This is a genomic window from Paraliobacillus sp. JSM ZJ581, assembly GCF_044383835.1.
Classification (GTDB): domain Bacteria; phylum Bacillota; class Bacilli; order Bacillales; family Amphibacillaceae; genus Paraliobacillus.
On record NZ_JBISEP010000003.1, the window covers coordinates 85,098 to 104,328 of the forward strand.

At 34.6% G+C, this 19,231-nt stretch carries 14 protein-coding genes; 6 read left to right on the top strand and 8 right to left on the bottom strand.

Features of this window, described 5'->3' with window-relative positions; all coding sequences use genetic code 11:
* Positions 1 to 53: 53 nt before the first annotated feature.
* The 5 genes from ACH6CY_RS03340 to ACH6CY_RS03360 form a co-directional block, all read right to left on the bottom strand.
* Positions 54 to 890 carry a MurR/RpiR family transcriptional regulator gene (locus ACH6CY_RS03340; RefSeq protein ID WP_374065835.1) on the bottom strand — a complete coding sequence of 279 codons (837 nt, stop codon included), beginning with the start codon at positions 888 to 890 and terminating at the stop codon, positions 54 to 56.
* A gap of 73 nt (positions 891 to 963) precedes the next feature.
* On the bottom strand, positions 964 to 3,606 hold the full coding sequence (locus ACH6CY_RS03345) for a glycoside hydrolase family 38 N-terminal domain-containing protein (RefSeq protein ID WP_374065836.1): 2,643 nt from the start codon (positions 3,604 to 3,606) through the stop codon (positions 964 to 966).
* A 26-nt stretch (positions 3,607 to 3,632) separates the two neighbouring features.
* Positions 3,633 to 4,097, bottom strand: a complete 465-nt coding sequence (locus ACH6CY_RS03350; RefSeq protein WP_374065837.1) for a PTS sugar transporter subunit IIA — start codon at positions 4,095 to 4,097, stop codon at positions 3,633 to 3,635.
* Between the two features lies 1 nt (position 4,098).
* Positions 4,099 to 5,565, bottom strand: coding sequence for a PTS fructose transporter subunit IIC (locus tag ACH6CY_RS03355; protein ID WP_374065838.1), 1,467 nt, complete (start codon positions 5,563 to 5,565; stop codon positions 4,099 to 4,101).
* 202 nt (positions 5,566 to 5,767) lie between these two features.
* The gene (locus ACH6CY_RS03360) at positions 5,768 to 6,331 is read right to left on the bottom strand and encodes a TetR/AcrR family transcriptional regulator (RefSeq protein WP_374065840.1); all 564 of its coding nucleotides are present in this window, start codon (positions 6,329 to 6,331) and stop codon (positions 5,768 to 5,770) included.
* Positions 6,332 to 6,465: 134 nt separating this feature from the next.
* Here ACH6CY_RS03360 and ACH6CY_RS03365 point away from each other — a divergent pair, with 134 nt between their 5' ends.
* From ACH6CY_RS03365 to ACH6CY_RS03380, 4 genes are all read left to right on the top strand, one after another.
* A complete protein-coding gene (locus tag ACH6CY_RS03365) occupies positions 6,466 to 8,529 on the top strand; it encodes an efflux RND transporter permease subunit (RefSeq protein WP_374065841.1) in 2,064 nt (687 codons plus the stop codon).
* A gap of 2 nt (positions 8,530 to 8,531) precedes the next feature.
* On the top strand, positions 8,532 to 10,367 hold the full coding sequence (locus ACH6CY_RS03370; protein WP_374065842.1) for a YhgE/Pip domain-containing protein: 1,836 nt from the start codon (positions 8,532 to 8,534) through the stop codon (positions 10,365 to 10,367).
* Between the two features lie 99 nt (positions 10,368 to 10,466).
* Positions 10,467 to 10,793: a four-helix bundle copper-binding protein gene (locus ACH6CY_RS03375; RefSeq protein ID WP_374065843.1), complete on the top strand. Its 327-nt coding sequence runs from the start codon at positions 10,467 to 10,469 to the stop codon at positions 10,791 to 10,793.
* A 141-nt stretch (positions 10,794 to 10,934) separates the two neighbouring features.
* Positions 10,935 to 11,741, top strand: a complete 807-nt coding sequence (locus tag ACH6CY_RS03380) for a MurR/RpiR family transcriptional regulator (protein ID WP_374065844.1) — start codon at positions 10,935 to 10,937, stop codon at positions 11,739 to 11,741.
* A gap of 40 nt (positions 11,742 to 11,781) precedes the next feature.
* On the opposite strand, the gene ACH6CY_RS03385 is transcribed toward ACH6CY_RS03380, so the two are convergent.
* Positions 11,782 to 12,465: an N-acetylmannosamine-6-phosphate 2-epimerase gene (locus ACH6CY_RS03385; protein ID WP_374065845.1), complete on the bottom strand. Its 684-nt coding sequence runs from the start codon at positions 12,463 to 12,465 to the stop codon at positions 11,782 to 11,784.
* A gap of 2 nt (positions 12,466 to 12,467) precedes the next feature.
* On the bottom strand, positions 12,468 to 13,961 hold the full coding sequence (locus tag ACH6CY_RS03390) for a PTS transporter subunit EIIC (protein ID WP_374065907.1): 1,494 nt from the start codon (positions 13,959 to 13,961) through the stop codon (positions 12,468 to 12,470).
* Positions 13,962 to 14,726: 765 nt separating this feature from the next.
* Here ACH6CY_RS03390 and nrdJ point away from each other — a divergent pair.
* Together nrdJ and ACH6CY_RS03400 are read left to right on the top strand one after the other, a co-directional pair.
* On the top strand, positions 14,727 to 17,150 hold the full coding sequence (gene nrdJ, locus ACH6CY_RS03395; protein ID WP_374065847.1) for a ribonucleoside-triphosphate reductase, adenosylcobalamin-dependent: 2,424 nt from the start codon (positions 14,727 to 14,729) through the stop codon (positions 17,148 to 17,150).
* Positions 17,151 to 17,222: 72 nt separating this feature from the next.
* Positions 17,223 to 17,624: a DUF4430 domain-containing protein gene (locus tag ACH6CY_RS03400; RefSeq protein ID WP_374065848.1), complete on the top strand. Its 402-nt coding sequence runs from the start codon at positions 17,223 to 17,225 to the stop codon at positions 17,622 to 17,624.
* Positions 17,625 to 18,261: 637 nt separating this feature from the next.
* Here the strand turns inward: ACH6CY_RS03400 and ACH6CY_RS03405 are convergent.
* A complete protein-coding gene (locus tag ACH6CY_RS03405; RefSeq protein WP_374065850.1) occupies positions 18,262 to 19,179 on the bottom strand; it encodes an LCP family glycopolymer transferase in 918 nt (305 codons plus the stop codon).
* Between the last annotated feature and the right edge of the window lie 52 nt (positions 19,180 to 19,231).

Below are 19,231 nucleotides of genomic sequence, written 5' to 3' on the forward strand. Positions count from 1 at the left end.
ACCTTCCTTTTCTATTTTAGCGGGACAGAGGGCTAGAACCCTTCGCCCCATTTCTATGAACGAGGGTACTGACCCTCTGTCCCATTTTTTGGCTTTCGATGTAAAAAGGCATATTCTGTGCCTATCCATTTATTTATGTTTTCACGGTACATATTAATATATTGGGAATAAATGAGGTCAATAATAACAAGTAAAGGAATCTGACCAGATAATTGTCCAATATTTCCTGCATTTTTCAAATCTGAAGTCAATAAACGATAATCAGCCAATGCTGCTATTTCTTCTGATTGGTTGGAAGTCACAACAACAACCTTTGTTCCCTTTTCTTTTACCTTTTTAATGACAGGAATAATGTTTTTGTTTTCTCCTCGTAATGTTAAATAAAATAATAAGTTATTTTTATTCATCAGAGAAGAAACCATTTCTATTGAATCATAATCACGAACGATTTCAACATATTTTCCCAAACGGGTAAAACGAAATTTTAAATCTTCTCCGGCTATTGCGCTTAAACCTAATCCATATACATGAATGATTTTATGATCATAAATATATTCACATACACTTTTAATACTATCATTATCGACTTTCTCATTAATTTTCTTAATTAATTCAAGATATTGAAATTGAAGGTTGTTTGTCACGTTGCTTTTATTATCTGTATACTCTTCAAGCGCTTGCTTGTACTGATAAATAAACTCTTTGTAATTTTCAAAACCAACCTTTTTACAAAACCTTGTGATTGATGCAGTAGATACATTAATTTGCTTCGCTAAGACTGACTGTTTTAATGGTGGATTTTTCTCAAGAAAAAAATTAGAAATTCGCTCATCCACGTGTGTAAACGCTATCTTTGATGTTTCTATTAAAAAAAACAAATTACTTTTCATTATCATCCCCCCCTCAAAATAGATAGTAAAGATACTATTTATTATAACTGATTGAGGGGAGAACTTAAACTTACTAAAATTGAATATGAACCGTCTTTATTTCTTTAGGTTTAAAAGCACCTAATGTAATAGCATTACTGTTTAATTCCACTTGCTGTATTTCTTTTTCTGCCATAGAAACCAATTTACATGCTTTTACTTCATCATGGAATGTCACTTTACCACTATCCTTTATAGCTGAGCTATTTGGATTGAAAAAACGAATAATATAACCGTTACCATCCATCGCTTTCTTAAAACTACTAAACACAACATGTAAATCACTAGCATCAAACCAAGACAATGCATTTGGTACATCAAAAGGTAAAGGATGTGTGACAAAATATTTTAATGTCGTTGTAAATTGATTAAGTGATTGTTGCTGATAATATGGTAAAGATATAGCATGTCTTTGCCACCTACTAAATGTATCAACTGGATCGAATGTACGTTCAAGTATAAACGAACATTTAAATGTTAATTTTTTCTGCAATTGACTATTTGGTGTTTCAATGTAACGAAATTGATTTCCAGATGCTACACCCGGTCGTCTCAATAAGTCTGGTTTTCCAAGATATCCAACGGATCGAAACAATGTTAATGCAATACTATTATGATTTAAAATTTGGTATTCCTTTACCCCTTTAGAGAAAGCAGTAAGGCTACTATTGTCATCATGAATATTAACAAAGTTAAGCATTGGATAGATCGTTGTCGGTTCTTCCTTCCAGCCTTTTTCTCTCCATTTATCCATATTTGGATCTACTGTTTTTCTTGCAATCGTACCGAATGGTGTATCTGCAACACTCTCTGATGTGTGTATACTACTATTAAGAATCAATCGCATCCGATGCTCCATCGTTTGATTATCAATGGTTAAATGCATATCTATCATTTGATTATCTTTATTTAATGATAGTCGACAAACATATGGAATATATTTGCTTCTTTCTCCTAATTCTCTCTCTTTTAAATTAGCTGCTGCTTTCCATTCACCTGTCAATTCAATGGAGCTAGTATACGTCCCTTGAATAGTAGTAAGCTTTGCATCAGAGAAGTCATATGTGACTACATCATCTTTCATTGGTGGTGAATAATCATAGTTATCCCCATCATCACCTGCATCTTCAATCATTAAGAAATTCTCATGATAGGTATCTTTCTTTTTATCATATACATTGATTTTTCCAGATTGATATGCGACTTTATAAAACACATTCTCTATTACATGCTCTGTTGTAATAGGATCATTTGCTTTGTTCGCTAGGCTATCAATTTCATGCTCTTTACCTTCCACAACCGTTATCACTTCATAGCCCATTGCTTTCATTTCTATAGGTAAAGCAATCGTTGTTTCAAAGTAATATGCTTCAGGATTTGGGTCTTTTACTTTTCTAATCGGATCGTTTGTTTTCTTTTCAACATGAATGATTTGATAAGCTATTTTCACACCATCATGGTAGATTACAAAATCTTGCTCGGCTGTTGTCACATTTAATTTCATTATCTGCTTCCGTTTCATCGGTAGCGTATTAAAAATTGTGATCTGATTATCTTTCAACTCTGCTCTCGACTCACTTATCTTACGTGTTAAATAATCTACAATAGAGTAAGAAAGTTCATCTGCTTCAATGAAACGATTTAAAATGGAACGGTTTGTTTTATCACTATTACAACCACCAGCACTATCATGCGCATGATTTCGTAATGTTAACTTCCATACTTTATCGAGTAATTCTTGTTTGTAGGAAATACCAATCTTATTTGCCAAGGCCATTAATGGCTCAACCTGATAGATCAATCTTCTTTCTATTTTGTCATTCAGATACTTGTGATCATATCTAGAAGAATATATCGAACGATGAATTTTAGAAACTTCACCAGCTAGTAATTCTCCTTGTACAGTGGGCAATGGAAGCCCTTCTTGTTTTATTTGATCAAATAACTGATCATAATTACTAACTACAAGGCTTTCATTATCTAATTGTTTATTATATTTTTCGATTCGATCTTTTAAGTTATAATCGACATACCGTTGGTCGCCACCTACAGGTAGTGCAATATGTGACGATACAGTATCTTTGCTAATTTGTTCCACTAAAGATTGTGCATCGTCGGATTCAATTAACTGCACTCCAACAAAATAGCCATCTTTAATATTATAAGCAATGACTTGACTTTGATCTTCTGATTTCCAATAAAATTCACGTTGATCTAACACATCACTGGAAAGTCCACGCCAAAAAACAGCCTTGTCTATACCCATTTCAGAAAAGATTTTCGGCATATCAATCGATTGACCAAAAGCATCTGGGATATAGCCGAGCATATCTGCTCCACCAAGCGAATGACCTAACTTGATTCCCAACTCAAGGTTACGAACGATGGATTCACCTCGGATTATAAGCTGATCAGTTTGTGTATACCACGGCCCTATCTTAAGCTTTCCATCTTCCACCAATTTCACTAATCGCTCTTTTTTATCTGGATTTGCTTCTAAATAATCTTCTACAATACTTAATTGTCCATCTAACATATAGCAATCGACAATCCCTTTTTCAAGAGCTTCTATTACTTCATCAACATGGTAACAGAGTTGAATGAACGACTCATTACTAGTGAAATACCATTCGTAGTCCCAATGTGTATGGGCAATAACATGAATTTTCTTCTCCATTTCGCAACCCTACCTAACACTGTTTGTTAATTGTCTTCCGTCATTAATTTATCTTTGATCAGCTTATACATTTCTTCTTTATCAGTCGTCTTTAAAATTGCCCTCGTGAACACATCATCAATCAATGCTCTAGAAATATTGCTTAACACTTTCAAATGTTGTTGATTCTCACCTTCTGGAATAGCTAATGAAAAAGCTAAGCTAACAGATTTGTCATCCATTGATTCCCATTCAATCGGATGATTAAACTTTATAACCATGATTGAAGGTTTGATAACCGTCTTATTTTTACAATGAGGTATAGCAATACCGTCCTTAAATCCAGTTGTTACTTCTTTTTCTCGCTTTTTCAATCCTTTATAAAAAGCTTTCTCCGATTTAACAATATTTTGTTCATGAGCAAATGTACCAATAAACTTTAATGCCTCGTCTTTCGTTGTCGCATTCGAATCGAACGTAATATTATCTAGACTAAACATATCATCCATCATTTTAATCCACCCTTTTTTTTGTAAACCCGATAATTAAAGCGGTTACTAAGACACCTGTCATTACACTAAATATCCAAGTGACAAATGGAATCGGTTGTTCAATATACCCGATAAATGTACCAAGTGGAGAACCAATACCACCGTAAAACTTAGCACCTAAACCGGTAGCTAAACCACCCGCAACCGCTGATCCTACAACAAAAGCTGGAATCATACGAACCGGATCTTGTGCGGCAAATGGTATTGCACCTTCTGTCACACCAACAATCCCCATACCAAAAGCACTATTGGCAGATACTTTTTCTGTCGTTGAGAATTTCTTTTTAAACAAAATCGAAGCTAGCCAAATACCAAGTGGTGCTACTGAAATAGCTGCTTGTGTCGCTGTTTGTGGAACAAAGTTTGCTCCTTCAATACCATATTTAGCAACGGTGTCTGTAAACACAGCTGTACCAAACACTAGTGCTGTCTTATTAACTGGCCCACCTAGGTCAAAACCAACCATTGCACCAATCACTACACCAATAATCACTGGTGCTGCTGCGTAATTTTCACTTAAAACAGTTAGCCCCTCATATAGTGAACTCATTAAACCTGCAATTGGATTTCCTAACACATACATAACAACAATAGCAATAACTAATGTACTAACAAATGGAATCAACATAATTGGAACAATTGGTTGAATCAATTTTGGATAAGGAATTTTTTTCAATAATTTAACAAGATAACCTGTTAGAAAGGCAACTAAGATAGCAGCTAAAAAGCCACCACCAGCTTCTGCTCCAAGCATTTCAGCATTGTTTGCAATATACGCACCAATCATCGCAGCTGCTATAGCCGGTTTACCAGCGATCGAGTTTGCTACAAAACCAGCAAACAGCGGAATCATTAGCATAAAACCGACTTGTCCAACACTAAATAAGTTTGACATTAATTCACCGAATATAGTTGATTGGTCAAATCCCCAATTTACAATTCTTCCTGCCTCGTCACGTTGGAAAGCAGCAACGTTTGCAATAGCTAAAATAAGTCCAGAAGCAATAACCATCGGAATCATATACGAGATACCAGCCATAATATGTTGGAAGAAACCGCCTTCTTCCGTTTTACCCATTTTAACTCCGCCAGCTTTTGTTCCTTTTTCACCATATGGTTCAGCTTTTTCTAAAGCTGTTTCAATCACTCCATGGGCATTTTTCATTGCTTCGCCTGCCCTAACTCGCAATACTCTTTTCCCAAAAAAGCGGGACATATCAATATTAATTTCTACTGCTAAGATAACTACATCTGCTTGTTCAATTTCTTCTTGTGTTAATGCGTTCTCAACACCTATTGAACCTTGTGTTTCAATTTTTATTTCATACCCTTTTTCTTTGCCAGCTTTTTCTAACGATTCAGCAGCCATATACGTATGTGCAATACCAGCTGAACACGCTGTCACACCGACTATTTTCTTCTTTGTCATTGTCTGTATCCTCCTTGGTGATCCATTTATTAAAACGCATACAAGAGAGCGCTCAAAACTTATATACGAGATTTAATACGTTCATTATAAAAGCAGTCTATTTAGTTTGTATATACTTTCATTAAAAAGTGTTAAAAGTATCAAACTCTATATTTTTATTGAAAATACTTTCATGAATCGAAGAATCATGCCCACCTCTTTTTTACAATCCACTAATCCCTTTATTCGCCAGGTCAGTAATCATTTGCGCCATTGCTTTTGGCGTTTTGTCCATTCCATTTTTCAACCATGTCTCTATAACTTGCATACTGCCGCTTACATAGAATAAGCTAATATATTCAGTTAGTTCCTTATCGACTTGATTTTCTTGAACTAGATTATGAACAGTATGCTCTAGCGCATGTTTTATTATTCGTTTTTTAAATGTAACATCTCCATGCGCACTAAGTAATGTTTCACACATTTCTTTATTTTCAACGACATATTCCAACAGTTTTGTTGTCATCTCAAGCCCTTCATCTTCTTTACTATAATTATAACTAGCTAACGTTTCATTCATATCTTTAATAATTTCTTCTTCAATCTGATGAAGTAAGTCATATTGACTAGCGTAATGTGTATAAAATGTAGAACGATTAATATCTGCCTTTTCACAAATTTCTTTAATTGTAATGGAATTGATTGGTTTTTGTTTCAATATCTCCATTAAACTTTGCCTTAAAACCATGCGTGTATATTTTTTTCGTCTATCCAACTTATGACTCATTTTCTATTCCCCTCTTTTTTTCCCAACATTTTATAGATTTGATGTTGGGAAATGTACGTTTTTAATTAAACTGTTTGTTGATTATCCAACACAGCGTTATTATAATAGTACAGTAATAACGTTGCAAGAGAGGGATGATTAAAATAAATTTTTCCACACTGCTAATTAAATATAAAAAACCGATTGTGATTCTATTTTTCACGATTGCACTTATCAGCGCTTTTATGCAATCTTTTGTAACTGTCAATTACGATATGGTGGATTATTTACCCGAAAATGCACCGTCTGTTGAGGCAATGAACGTGTTGGAGGATGAATTTTCTGAATCGGTAACAAACGCTCGTGTAATGGTGAAAGATGTTACCATACAAGAGGCACTTCAATACAAGCAAGATTTAACTACAATAAACGGTGTATCGAATGTCATGTGGTTAGATGATGCGATTGATATAAAAATGCCGATTGAAATAGCAGATAAAGACACGGTTAATAATTATTATAAAGACCAATCCGCCTTATTCTCTTTAACCATTGCTGAAGGTGATGAAGTTGAAGTAACTAATTCGATTTATGAATTAATAGGAGAGGAAAATGCCATGTCTGGTGAAGCAGTCGATATGGCGTTTGCACAAAAAATGACTGGCGCTGAATCACTTAATGCTACGCTATTACTTGTGCCAATTGTAATCATTATCTTAGTATTATCTACTAGTTCTTGGTTAGAGCCAATATTTTTCTTAACTGCAATTGGTATCTCTATTTTAATTAATTTAGGTACAAATCTTTTTCTTGGTGAAGTATCATTTGTTACACAATCTGTAAGTCCAATTCTTCAACTTGCTGTTTCACTTGATTATGCGATTTTCTTATTACACAGCTTTCAATATCATAGACAACAGACAATAGATATTGAAGAAGCAATGCGCAAAGCAATGAAACAATCTTTTCCAGCTATTGTGGCAAGTGCAGCTACAACCTTCTTTGGTTTTACAGCATTGACATTAATGGATTTTGAAATTGGTGCAGATTTAGGGCTTAACTTAGTAAAAGGTATCTTACTTAGCTTTATTAGTGTTGTCGTTTTCCTACCTGCATTGACATTATGGTTCTATAAATGGATTGACCGCACACAACACAAAAATCTATTGCCGCCAATTAAGCGCATTGGTCATGTCGTCATGAAATTCCGTATCCCAAGCCTTATCCTTGTTTTCATCATTCTAGTTCCTGGATTTCTCGCACAAAGTCAAACAAACTTTATCTATGGAACAGGGGAACTTCCCGATGATACAAGGTCTGGTAGAGATACGATTACCATTGAAGAATCGTTTGGAAAATCAACACCAATGGTCGTCCTTGTACCAAAAGGTGATGTTGGTAAAGAAACAGCACTTAGTAACCAATTAAAAGAGCTGGAGCATATCACAAGTATTATTTCTTATCCAAATACTGTAGGATCTGTCATTCCATCAGATTATTTATCTGACGATGTCACCGATCAATTTTACTCTAACAATTACGCTCGAATGATTTTGTATACAAATACAGATAAAGAAGGAGACGCTACCTTCTCCCTAATTGATTCCATTCATGAGACAATCGATCATTACTATAATGGAGAAACACATGTATTAGGAGAAAGTGTTACCTTATATGATATAAAAAATATTGTTACGAAAGATAATAAAATTGTAAATATTATGACAATAGTAGCTATTGCAATTGTACTACTGATCACATTTCGATCAATCACATTACCAATTATTTTACTAGTAACGATTCAGACTGCGGTTTGGGTAAACTTATCGATTCCTTATTTCACTGAAACGCCACTCGTTTACGTTGGCTATTTAATCGTAAGTACGGTCCAACTTGCTGCAACAGTAGACTATGCTATTTTACTCTCTGAAAATTACACAGAGAACCGAAAAGAAATGCCTGCATTCGAAGCAATAAAGCACACAATTAACCAGAAAATATTTTCTATATCTATTTCTGCTTCTATTTTATCTACTGTTGGCTTTATTTTAGCATGGACCTCTTCTAATCCAATTGTATCTTCTATTGGATTATTACTTGGCAGAGGAGCATTATTAGCATTTATTCTAGTTGTGTTTTTCTTGCCAGCTATGTTATATACGTTTGACAAAGTGATTCAAAAAACAACTTGGAAAGCAAACTTTTTAAAGGAGAAATAATAATGAGAAGAAGAAAACTATTTGTGTTAACGATGATCCTAATATTAGTCTTTCCTACCACATTGATCCATGCCAAAAACGATGATGGCGAAGTAAAATCTAAGGAAGAAGTGGTCTATGCTACACTCGGAGCAGAGGGGCTATTACAAGATATTTATGTTGTCAATATTTTAGATATAACAAAGCCAGGTCAGATAACCGATCATGGTAATTATACAAGTGTTAAAAATTTAACAACTGTCACACCAATTGACCAAAACAAACAGACAATAGCCATAAAAGCGTCCGAAGAAGGTGAATTTTATTACCAAGGAAATATGAAGGATCAAGCACTTCCTTGGCATGTTCAAATCGACTATCGGTTAGATGGTCAAAAAATAAACCCCAATCAATTAGCTGGTAAATCTGGTCATTTAAAAGTAAAAATTAAAACAAGCAAAAACGAAGCAATAAACAAGACTTTTTTTGAAAACTATTTATTACAAATTTCAATGACTGCAGGATCAGAAGTATTTAAACACGTGCAAGCAACAGAAGGGACAATTGCGAATGCTGGTGAAGATTTAGTAATAAATTGGACAGTTATGCCTGAAAAAAATAGTGATCTTACGCTTGAAGCAGATGTAACGAATTTTGAAATGAAAGGATTTGAGATTGCGGCATTACCTTCGTCAATGCCAATTGAAGCACCAGATACAAAAGCACTAACAAGCGATTTTCAAAGTTTGCATGATGCGATTAAAGAAATAAACAGTGGGGTAAGCGAATTAAGTAACGGTATTTCTGATTTAAGTAACGGTGCAAGTGACTTAAACAGTGGCTCTACTTCATTTCAACGTGCGGCTACTAAAGCAGCTAATTCATCTGAATCCTTAATCCAAGCATCGAATACGATTAGTCAATCATTGAATAAAATGAATCAATCAGTTGAAGATGGTGTAGCAACCCCTGATTTCAGCCAATTAGGAACATTACAGCAAGGATTAAACGAAATGGCTAATGGATTAGAAAATGCTGCCAACCAATTGACAGAGTTGAGTAACGGATATACTGAAGTAACTCAAGGGCTAGATCAAGTAATGCAATCTTTACCAAGTACTCCCGAGTCTGAAGAAGAACTGCAAAAAAAGATAGCGGAAATGCAAGCTGTAGTTAATTCTTTTTCTGATGATGATCTGAATAAAAAAGTTGCAAAAGAAATGATGACGACTTATCAAGCAGCGATTCAAGTAAAAGGAGCCTACATGCAAGATTTGAAGCCTAGCTTTGAACAAATCGGCTCAAGTTTAGAGCAAGCTGATAGTCCACTAACAGTATTGGGTGGCAATTTATCAAAGATTGCTAGCGAATTAGGAACAACACTTGAATCCATCGATATTGGTGATTCCTTTACGGAGCTTGAACAGGGATTAAACCAATTAACATCGAGCTATGATGATTTCCATACTGGTTTGGTTGAATATACGGATGGAATCGATCAAATAGCCACGTCATACAATAATGTTGATAAAGGTATTGACGAAGTAGCGAATGGAACAGATGAGTTAGCTACAGGTGCTAATAAGCTTGATGACGGAACAGAAGCATTAGAAACATCTACAGCTCAATTACCTAACGAAATAAAAAATGAAATAAATGCTATGTTAGAGCAATATGATAAATCTGACTATGACCCAGTATCTTTCGTTTCAACAAAAAACACAAATGTTGAACGGGTGCAATTTGTTATCCGAACAGAAAGCATTGAACAACAAAAAATGGGAAAAGAGACGGAAAAAACCGAGCAGAAAGAAGAACAAAAAAGCTTTTGGGACAAACTAGTAGATTTATTTAAATAATAGGGTATTAGGGGCAGACTCCACTGCCCCATTTTTGTGTTTATAAAATTACATTATGGGAAAAGTATCATTACAATATTTTTTAAGGAGCTGTTTGTTATGAGTCATGAAAATCACCAAAAATTGTTGGCACTACTTCATGAATGTATCGTAGCGTGCAACCACTGTTTTGATGCTTGTTTACAAGAAGATAATGTAGAAATGATGGCGCCATGCATTCGACTAGACCGAGAATGTGCCGACATTTGTGGGTATTTGGAAGCAGCGATTACAAGAAACTCTCCATATATTAAAGAGCTAGCAGCAGTATGTGCGAAAATTTGCCATGATTGTGGTCTAGAATGCAATAAACACGAACATGATCACTGTAAAAAATGCGCAGATGCTTGCTTTAAATGTGAAGAGGCATGCAAATCTATCGCATAAAACGTCACTCTTTGTAAATTTACATTTAAAATGGGACAAGGGAGTTTGATTCCTTTGTCCCGTTTTGTACGACAGGTAGGTGACAAGTACTAAACATTCCACGTATAATGGAAGTAATAAATGTGCTTGGGGGATTAATTTATGCAAACAATCCTAGATAAGATCCAATTGAAATATCATACATTAAGTAAAACAGAAAAAAAAATTGCTAATTATGTCATCACACATAATCAAGAATTACTCAATATACATATTAAAGAATTAGCCAAACAAATCGAAGTATCAGACGCTGCTGTAACGCGTTTTTGCAAAAAAATTGGTGCAGCTAATTTTGTAGAGTTCAAAATACTTCTGAGAGATGCGGTAAAAGAGACAACTACAACGCATAATGCAATTAGTAGCGTCAATTCAATTTACGAATCGGTTATTCAATCGACAAATTCGTTAACCAAAATGGAGACCTATCAAGAGGCATGTAACTGGATTCTTAAAGCGAATAAAATCCATGTATTTGGCCTCGGTAGTTCAGGGTTATCTGGAGAAGAACTAAAATTTCGTCTTAGTCGGATGGGATTACATATTAATGCTTATGGTGATTCTCATTCAATGATCATTGCATCATCGATTCTTACAGAAAAAGATGTCGTTATAGCCATTTCCAGCTCTGGACAAACAAAAGAAATCCTTGAAGCAATTGAATTAGCAAAGAGGAGGAAAGCGAACATCATTTCGATCACTAATTACTCCGAAACACCTTTAACAAAAAATTCTGACTTAGCACTTTATACTTCTAGCATTAATCGTTATCAAGCTTTAGGATTTTTGAATAGCCAACTATCGATTCTCTATTCCCTCGATATTCTTAGTATGCTATTAGCTGAAAACCAAACCTATATGAAAGCATATCAAGAAACATTACATGCTTTAGATGAATATAAAAAAATATAGAAATGAATACAGTGATTCATTTCTATATTTTTTTTGCTAATTATTGTATGGCATCAGAGAATTTTTTTGTAATTAATTGTGGTCGTGTAATCGCACTTCCAACTACAACAAATGTTGCTCCTAATTCCAATACTTTTTTTGATTTTTCGGGGGTGTCAATCTTCCCTTCTGCAACGACAGGAATAGACACGGCATCAATAAATGATCGAAAGATTTTATAATCATTATCTGCTATATTTTGCCCTTCTGTTTCCTTCGTATAACCAACTAAAGTAGTCGAAATACAATCAAAGCCTAAACGCTCCGCTTTCATTGCCTCTTCTACTGTTGAACAATCCGCCATTAATCCAATATGAGGAGCTTTTTCCTTTACAAATGCAACAATATCTTTTAATGTTTCATTATTTGGACGTTCTCTAAATGTTGCATCCATCGCAATCATATCCGCCTGCGCATCCAATAAAGCTTTGACTTCTTTTTGTGTAGCTGTAATAAAAATTTCACTGTCTGGATAATCTTGTTTGATTATTCCGATTATAGGAAGTTCTACTTGCTGTTTAATTTCTTTTATATCAGCAACGGAATTCGCTCTAATACCCGAAGCTCCACCTTGAAGTGCCGCAACAGCCATTCTTCCCATTATAAACGAGGAGTGCAATGGCTCATCCTCTAACGCTTGACAAGATACGACTAACTTCTTGTGTAATACTTTAAAAATATCCATGTCTAAATATCTCCTAACGCTTCTTCTACCTCATTTTTGATCACTGATACTTCAGGGCCATATATTACTTGTACGCCATTCCCACTTACAATGACACCCTTTGCAGCTGTTTTTTTCAATTTATCTTGGTCAACCTTTTCACCATTATGAACGGTCACACGTAGACGAGTCGCACAGTTATCTATATCTTTAATATTTTTCTTGTTACCAAGTGCTTCAATGATTAGACCTGCTCTTTCCGTTTTAGTAAAGGAGTAGTCTTCCATTGCTTCGTCTTCACGGCCAGGAGTTTTGAAATTAAATTTTTTAATAACAAATTTAAAGGTAAAGTAATAAAGGAAAAACCAAGGAACACCAATAAGTGGAACAATGAACCAGTTTGTTTTATCTGCACCTTGTAACACCCCAAACAGCATGAAATCAATAAAACCACCAGAGAATGTTTGACCAATTGTAATTTCAAAAATGTGTGCAAGCATAAATGCAATACCATCATAAAATGCGTGAATAACGTATAAAACCGGCGCAATGAACAAGAAAGAGAACTCAATTGGCTCTGTAATGCCTGTTAAGAATGAAGTAATACCAGCTGATAATAATAAGCCAGCCACTTTCTTTTTATTTTCAGGCTTTGCCGTATGATACATTGCAAGACAAGCACCTAACAAACCAAACATCATCGTGATATGTCGACCTGACATAAATCTTGCCGTACCAATAAAAAATTGACCAATTGTTTCAGCACTAGCTAGTTGAGCAAAAAAGATACGTTGCGTTCCTTCTATTAATGAACCATCAACAATCATGGATCCGCCAAGACTTGTTGTCCAAAACGGTAAATAGAAAATGTGATGTAAGCCGAATGGTCCGAGTAATCTTAAAACAAATCCATAAATAAATGTTCCAACGTAACCAGTTGCATCTACAAGACCACCTAAAGAATAAATTCCTGATTGTACAATTGGCCAAAAATAAAATAGTATGATACCCAAGAATATGGAAGTGAATGCGGATATAATCGGGATAAATCGAGACCCACCAAAAAAGCCTAAAAACTTTGGTAGCTCAATTTTGTTATATCGATTATGCAAAATATATGCTAAAAGACCAGCTAAAACACCACCAAATACACCAGTTTCTAATGACTGAATGCCTAACACCATACCTTGTCCAACTTCAGCAATATTTGTATCTGCAAGCTGTCCAGTAATTATAAGCATTGCATTAATTGTCGCGTGCATCACTAAGAATCCTAATAATGCAGCAAGACCAGCAGTTCCTTTATCTGAACGTGCTAATCCAATAGCAATACCGATCGCAAAAATAACCGGTAAGTTACCAAAAATGATGCTACCAGCAGAACTCATAATTGTGAAAATAGCTTGTAAAAATGCAACATCAAGAAAAGGATATGCCTCAATTGTAGCAGTATTACTAAAAGCTCCCCCAATACCTAGCAGTAAGCCTGCAGCAGGTAGCACTGCAATCGGTAACATAAATGATTTCCCAAATCGTTGTGCTTGTTCAAAAAATACATTGTTTTTCTTTTTTTCACTCAATGTTTTCACCTCTTTTTATTTTTTGTAAATCATTTTCAAAAATATTATACAACTGAAAACTGTTTTTTTCAAGATAAATTTGATCTGTTATATCAAACAATGTGACAGTAGTCTCCCCTACTCCATCACTTTATAATAATCTTCTTCCATCTTTCTTTAGAAGTGATGGCGTGAAAGGACTGATCCTACGTCTCGAACTATTTTATTTTGAAGTAATAAATGTACGGAAGTTTTCGTGTTGCCTTGTACTCCTATGTAAAAGAATATGTCATAAACAAAATGAAATATCATTCCCTGTGTTTCAACGAAATATCTCCTCAATTCTTCAACAAGCACTTCAACGAAGACACAGATTTAAACTGAAGTGAACACCCTAACTTATTACTTCGCAACTAAAAAAACATTACCAGGATGCTAGTCTGGACAAAATTAGCTATTTCCTATTGTCAAAACGATATAAATTACTCCACATTGTATTTACAATCATTCATCATACAAAAAATTTCTTTCTTCTCTTAAATCTGCTATTATATATATTCTGTAGTTATCTCCTGAGATCTATATATGGAATTAACAACGATAAAAAAACACTATATATTGATTTAATTTCCACTTAAAGTTATCATATAAAATAGTATGTTAATTCAAATCATATTTCAGTGATTCGTTCAACTATAGAAAAAGAGAAAAAGGGGAAATAATATGCTAATCGAATACATTACCGACGATTTTGTCGAAAAAACAGTAAATCATACAAAAAATCCATTAACTGAAATCGGTAATTTCGTCTATACGAGAACCTACTCTAGATGGAAAACAAGTAAAAACAGGAGAGAATACTGGCATGAAACGGTTCAACGTGCAGTGAATTACAATATGACTTTAGCGAGTGATCATCTAAAGAAAATCGGACTAGCACCTGACTATCGAGCACTTCAAAAAGAAGCTGAACGTATATTTGTAAACATTTATCAAACGAAACAATTCCCTTCAGGTCGTACCCTATGGCTTGGTGGTGGAAACGATGTTATAAATGAAAAATTCACACTCGGTAACTTTAATTGCTCCTTTACTAACATAAAGAACTGGAAAGACTTATCTGAAGTATTTTATCTATTATTAGTTGGAACTGGAATCGGTATTAAATCGACATTAAACATGGCTAAATCAATGCCAAAAATTAAAACAAATGTAAAAGTGCTTCATTCTGAGTATAAGCCTGTTCCTAAAGAAGAGCGACTTGAACATTCCAAGCTTGTTGAAATTGGGAATGGCTTTGTTAAAATTTATATTGGTGATTCTAAAGAAGGTTGGGTGGAATCACTTGAATTATATTTACAGGTCCTAACAAAGAAAGAATATAAGCATATTCACACAGTTAAGTTCAGCTATAACTCTGTTAGACCAAACGGAGAAAGACTAAAAACATTTGGAGGAACAGCATCTGGTCATGAACCATTAAAATCGATGTACAAAGGATTTGCTAATGTACTTAGCAATAAGATTGATGAAAGTTTAGCCCCAATTGAAATTGATGAAGATGGCTATGGTCAAGTGAGACCAATACATATTCTTGATATGGCAAACTTAATTGGTGCTAACGTTGTTGTTGGCGGGGTACGACGTACTGCGGAAATTTTCTTATCTGATGCGGATGACATCGAAGTTCTCCTTGCTAAATACGGTATCAATGGCTTTTGGTCACAAGATCATTTTGATCAACATGAAGTGGTTAAACATGCTTTACTTAAGAATGGTGTGCAGCTACCAAAATGGTTTGAAGAAATGTCACTAAAACAACATGCTGTATCCTATGATGACGGCAAGGATTTGAAATATTTCAATGATAAAGATACTGCACTCGCATTCGCAAATCAAGTAGGTGGCTATCACATGTATCCAGTTCATGAGCCAAGAAAAAATATTGATCATCGAAGAATGAGCAATAACTCTATTGCCTTTACAAGTAAACCAACCGACGAAAGATTAAGTTTACAATTTGAATTACTAAAAGGGGAAGGAGAGCCTGCATTCGTCAACCTTGAAGAAGGTGCTAGACGTGTACTGAAACAATTAGGAGATGAAAACCCAACAAGAAGTAGACTTGAATATATCATGGAAGAGATTGGACTAAACCCATGTGTTGAAATTCTTTTATTTAGTAAAAACGTTTGTAATTTAACAACGGTTAACTTAACTGCCTTTGTTAATGAAGATCGAACACTTGATGAAGAAGGGTTGTTACAAGCACAAAGAGATTCTGCTCGAATAGGACTAAGAATGACTTTAGCGGAGCTTGAACTTGATGCATGGAACAAAGTACAAAAGCGTGATCGATTGTTAGGTACGTCATTAACTGGCTGGAAAGATGCTATGGCTTTATTAGGCTATACTGACACCCAAGAAGAAGAGTTACAAAGAAAATTACATCATGCATCAAGAAGCGAAGCTGAAAAATATGCAAAAGAACTTCGAATAAACGCACCATTACTTGTAACAGCAGTTAAGCCTGAAGGCACCTTGAGTCAAGTCGCACGAAACCCAATTACAGACTCTCCTGTTTCAAGTGGGTTACACTGGTCTCACTCTCCTTACTACATTAGACGGATTAGAGTAAGTGAAGCGGATCCTCTTGCAAAAGTTGCTTTAGATCTAGGATGGACAGTAAATCCAGAAGTTGGAACAGAAGGCGACTCTCATGAAGAACGAATCGCCAATGCCAAAACGCTTGTTATTGATTTCCCAGTTGCTTCTGGTGCAGATAAAACAAAAGATGATATTTCAGTTGATGAACAGTTCGATAACTACTTTAGTTTCCAAAATAACTATACTGAACATAACACATCAAATACTATTACTGTTAAACCTAACGAATGGAAAAGAGCTGAAGAAAGGGTTAAACAAGGATGGGATAACTTTGTTGGCGTTTCTTTCTTAGCATTAGATGGAGGAACTTATCAACTTACCCCATATGAAGCAATTACAAAAGAAGCATTTGAAGAGAAAAAAGCAAAAATGACACCATTTACTGCTGAATTGCTACAACAATATGAAGTCACTGACAACCTTGAAGATGCAGACCTTGGGAATGATGGTTGCACAACAGGCGCTTGTCCAATTCGATAATAGACTGTGAGTGGCGTCATTGTATAGAGACGCCCTCATTTTTAAAATTTATCCTATAGGAGATACAATAGCATGAGATTTTTAAATTTAGTTCTATCTTTTATGTTAGTATCAAGTATTTTATTAGGCTGTGAATCAACTAATTCTGATAATAACAACAAACAGACGGAACAAAGTGAAGTTCAACAGTTACAAATAGAAATCGTAATCTCACAAGGACACGGTCAAGAAATTCTTGCTCAAAAAGAATTGAAAGTTAAAGATGGGTTGACCTTAATGGACGTTATGAAAGATAATTTTGAGATTAAGGATGATGATGGCTTTATATCGGCCATCAATGGCATCCAAGCAGAAGATGGTGAAGCCTATGCTTGGATATATATGATTAACGGTAAGGACGCTACTGTTGGGGCTGCTGATTATGAAATAAAAAATGGAGATGTGATAGAATTTGACTTCCAAAGCTGGAAGTAAATGTTGACTGTTAGAAAATTAGCAACACTATCAATGTTAATCGGCATTGATAGTGTTGGAATAATATTTTTGATATTCATTTTAAATGTTAAACTTCTTACCATAACCATTATGATCACCGCTATTCTTATGGGAAGAACAATTGCCATACTTATAACGACAATCAGCATTGTTGTCAGTAATTTATTTTATGAATTGGTATTTGGATCTTTCAAAAATTATTTCCTTTTCATTTATTACAATCATTAGTGGAACATTTTATCTTTTTGAAGAGAAGAAATGCTTCGTTCATTTTCTAGCTTTAATAGGCGGTTTTGGACATAATACCTTATTGGAATTCCTTTTGATATTATCAGTAATGATATTCATCCTATATAAACCAACCAAAAGCACATTTGTAATCATAAAAAATATAGAAGGTAGTGCTCTCACGCTTTTTTTTATTTTGCACAAGGAAATTTATAACTTTATAAAAAATAATTAGCAAAAACATTGTATGAACAAGTCATGCTTCCATACAACATTTTTGCCTTTCTTTTAAATAATTATGTCTGAATTTTTCAAGAACCTTATTTTAAGCAATTCCTTTTTAAAAGTATCTGCTTTCTAGACGCCCTTTTACAGAAATCTCAGCGCATTATTCTGTAATCATCTTATTTACGTTCGTAATTTCTTCTTGTGGTACGATGTAGTAATAAATGCTATCAATTGTTGTTCCGCTCCCTTTCATTTGATAGCTTTCAATGTTTTTCACTGTGTTTCGGTAGCCTTTAAATAATGTTTTCATATTATCAAAAGTCATACTTGTTGTCATATTTTTTCCTAATATATTAAGTAAAGGATTTATTTTTGTCACACTATCTAACGACGCACCTTCTTTTACAATTGCTTCAATTACTTTACGTTGTCTCGTTGTTCGCCCAAAGTCACCAGCAGGGTCATCTTTTCGCATGCGCACATAATGTAACGTCTTTTCACCATTCATCTTCACTGGACCAATGGTAAAGTCGTACTTCCCATCATTCCAAGCAATATCGTTTTGAACGGTAATCGTCCCTAGTGCATCAACTAATTCTTGTAAACCTTCCATATTGATACGAACAAAATAATCCAATTCAATATCCAAGAATTGTTTCACTGTATTTACCGACATATCTGCGCCACCAAAGGCATAAGCATGATTAATTTTATCTTGATATCCTTTACCAACAATCATTGTTCGTGTATCACGCGGTATACTAACTAACTGTATTTTATCTTCTTTTGGTTTTAAGGTCATTACTATTAACGCATCCGAACGGCCACTATCATTTGCTCGTTCGTCTACACCTAGTAATAACACATTGATTTGTTCAGATGATTTCATCTTTTTCTCTGTTAGATTCGTATTAATAGATGGCACTGGTTCATGCATTTCCTCATTTACCGTTTGCTTCACACTGTCATAAACAGACCATGCATAGACACCTGCTCCTAACGCTAATACAACAACAATAATTATCGGTGTTAAAATCCAAGCTTTTTTACTAAAACGACGCTGCTTTGAATGCTTCATTCATTAATCTTCCTATCTTTATAATTATACAAAAATTACAATTCTTTTTTCA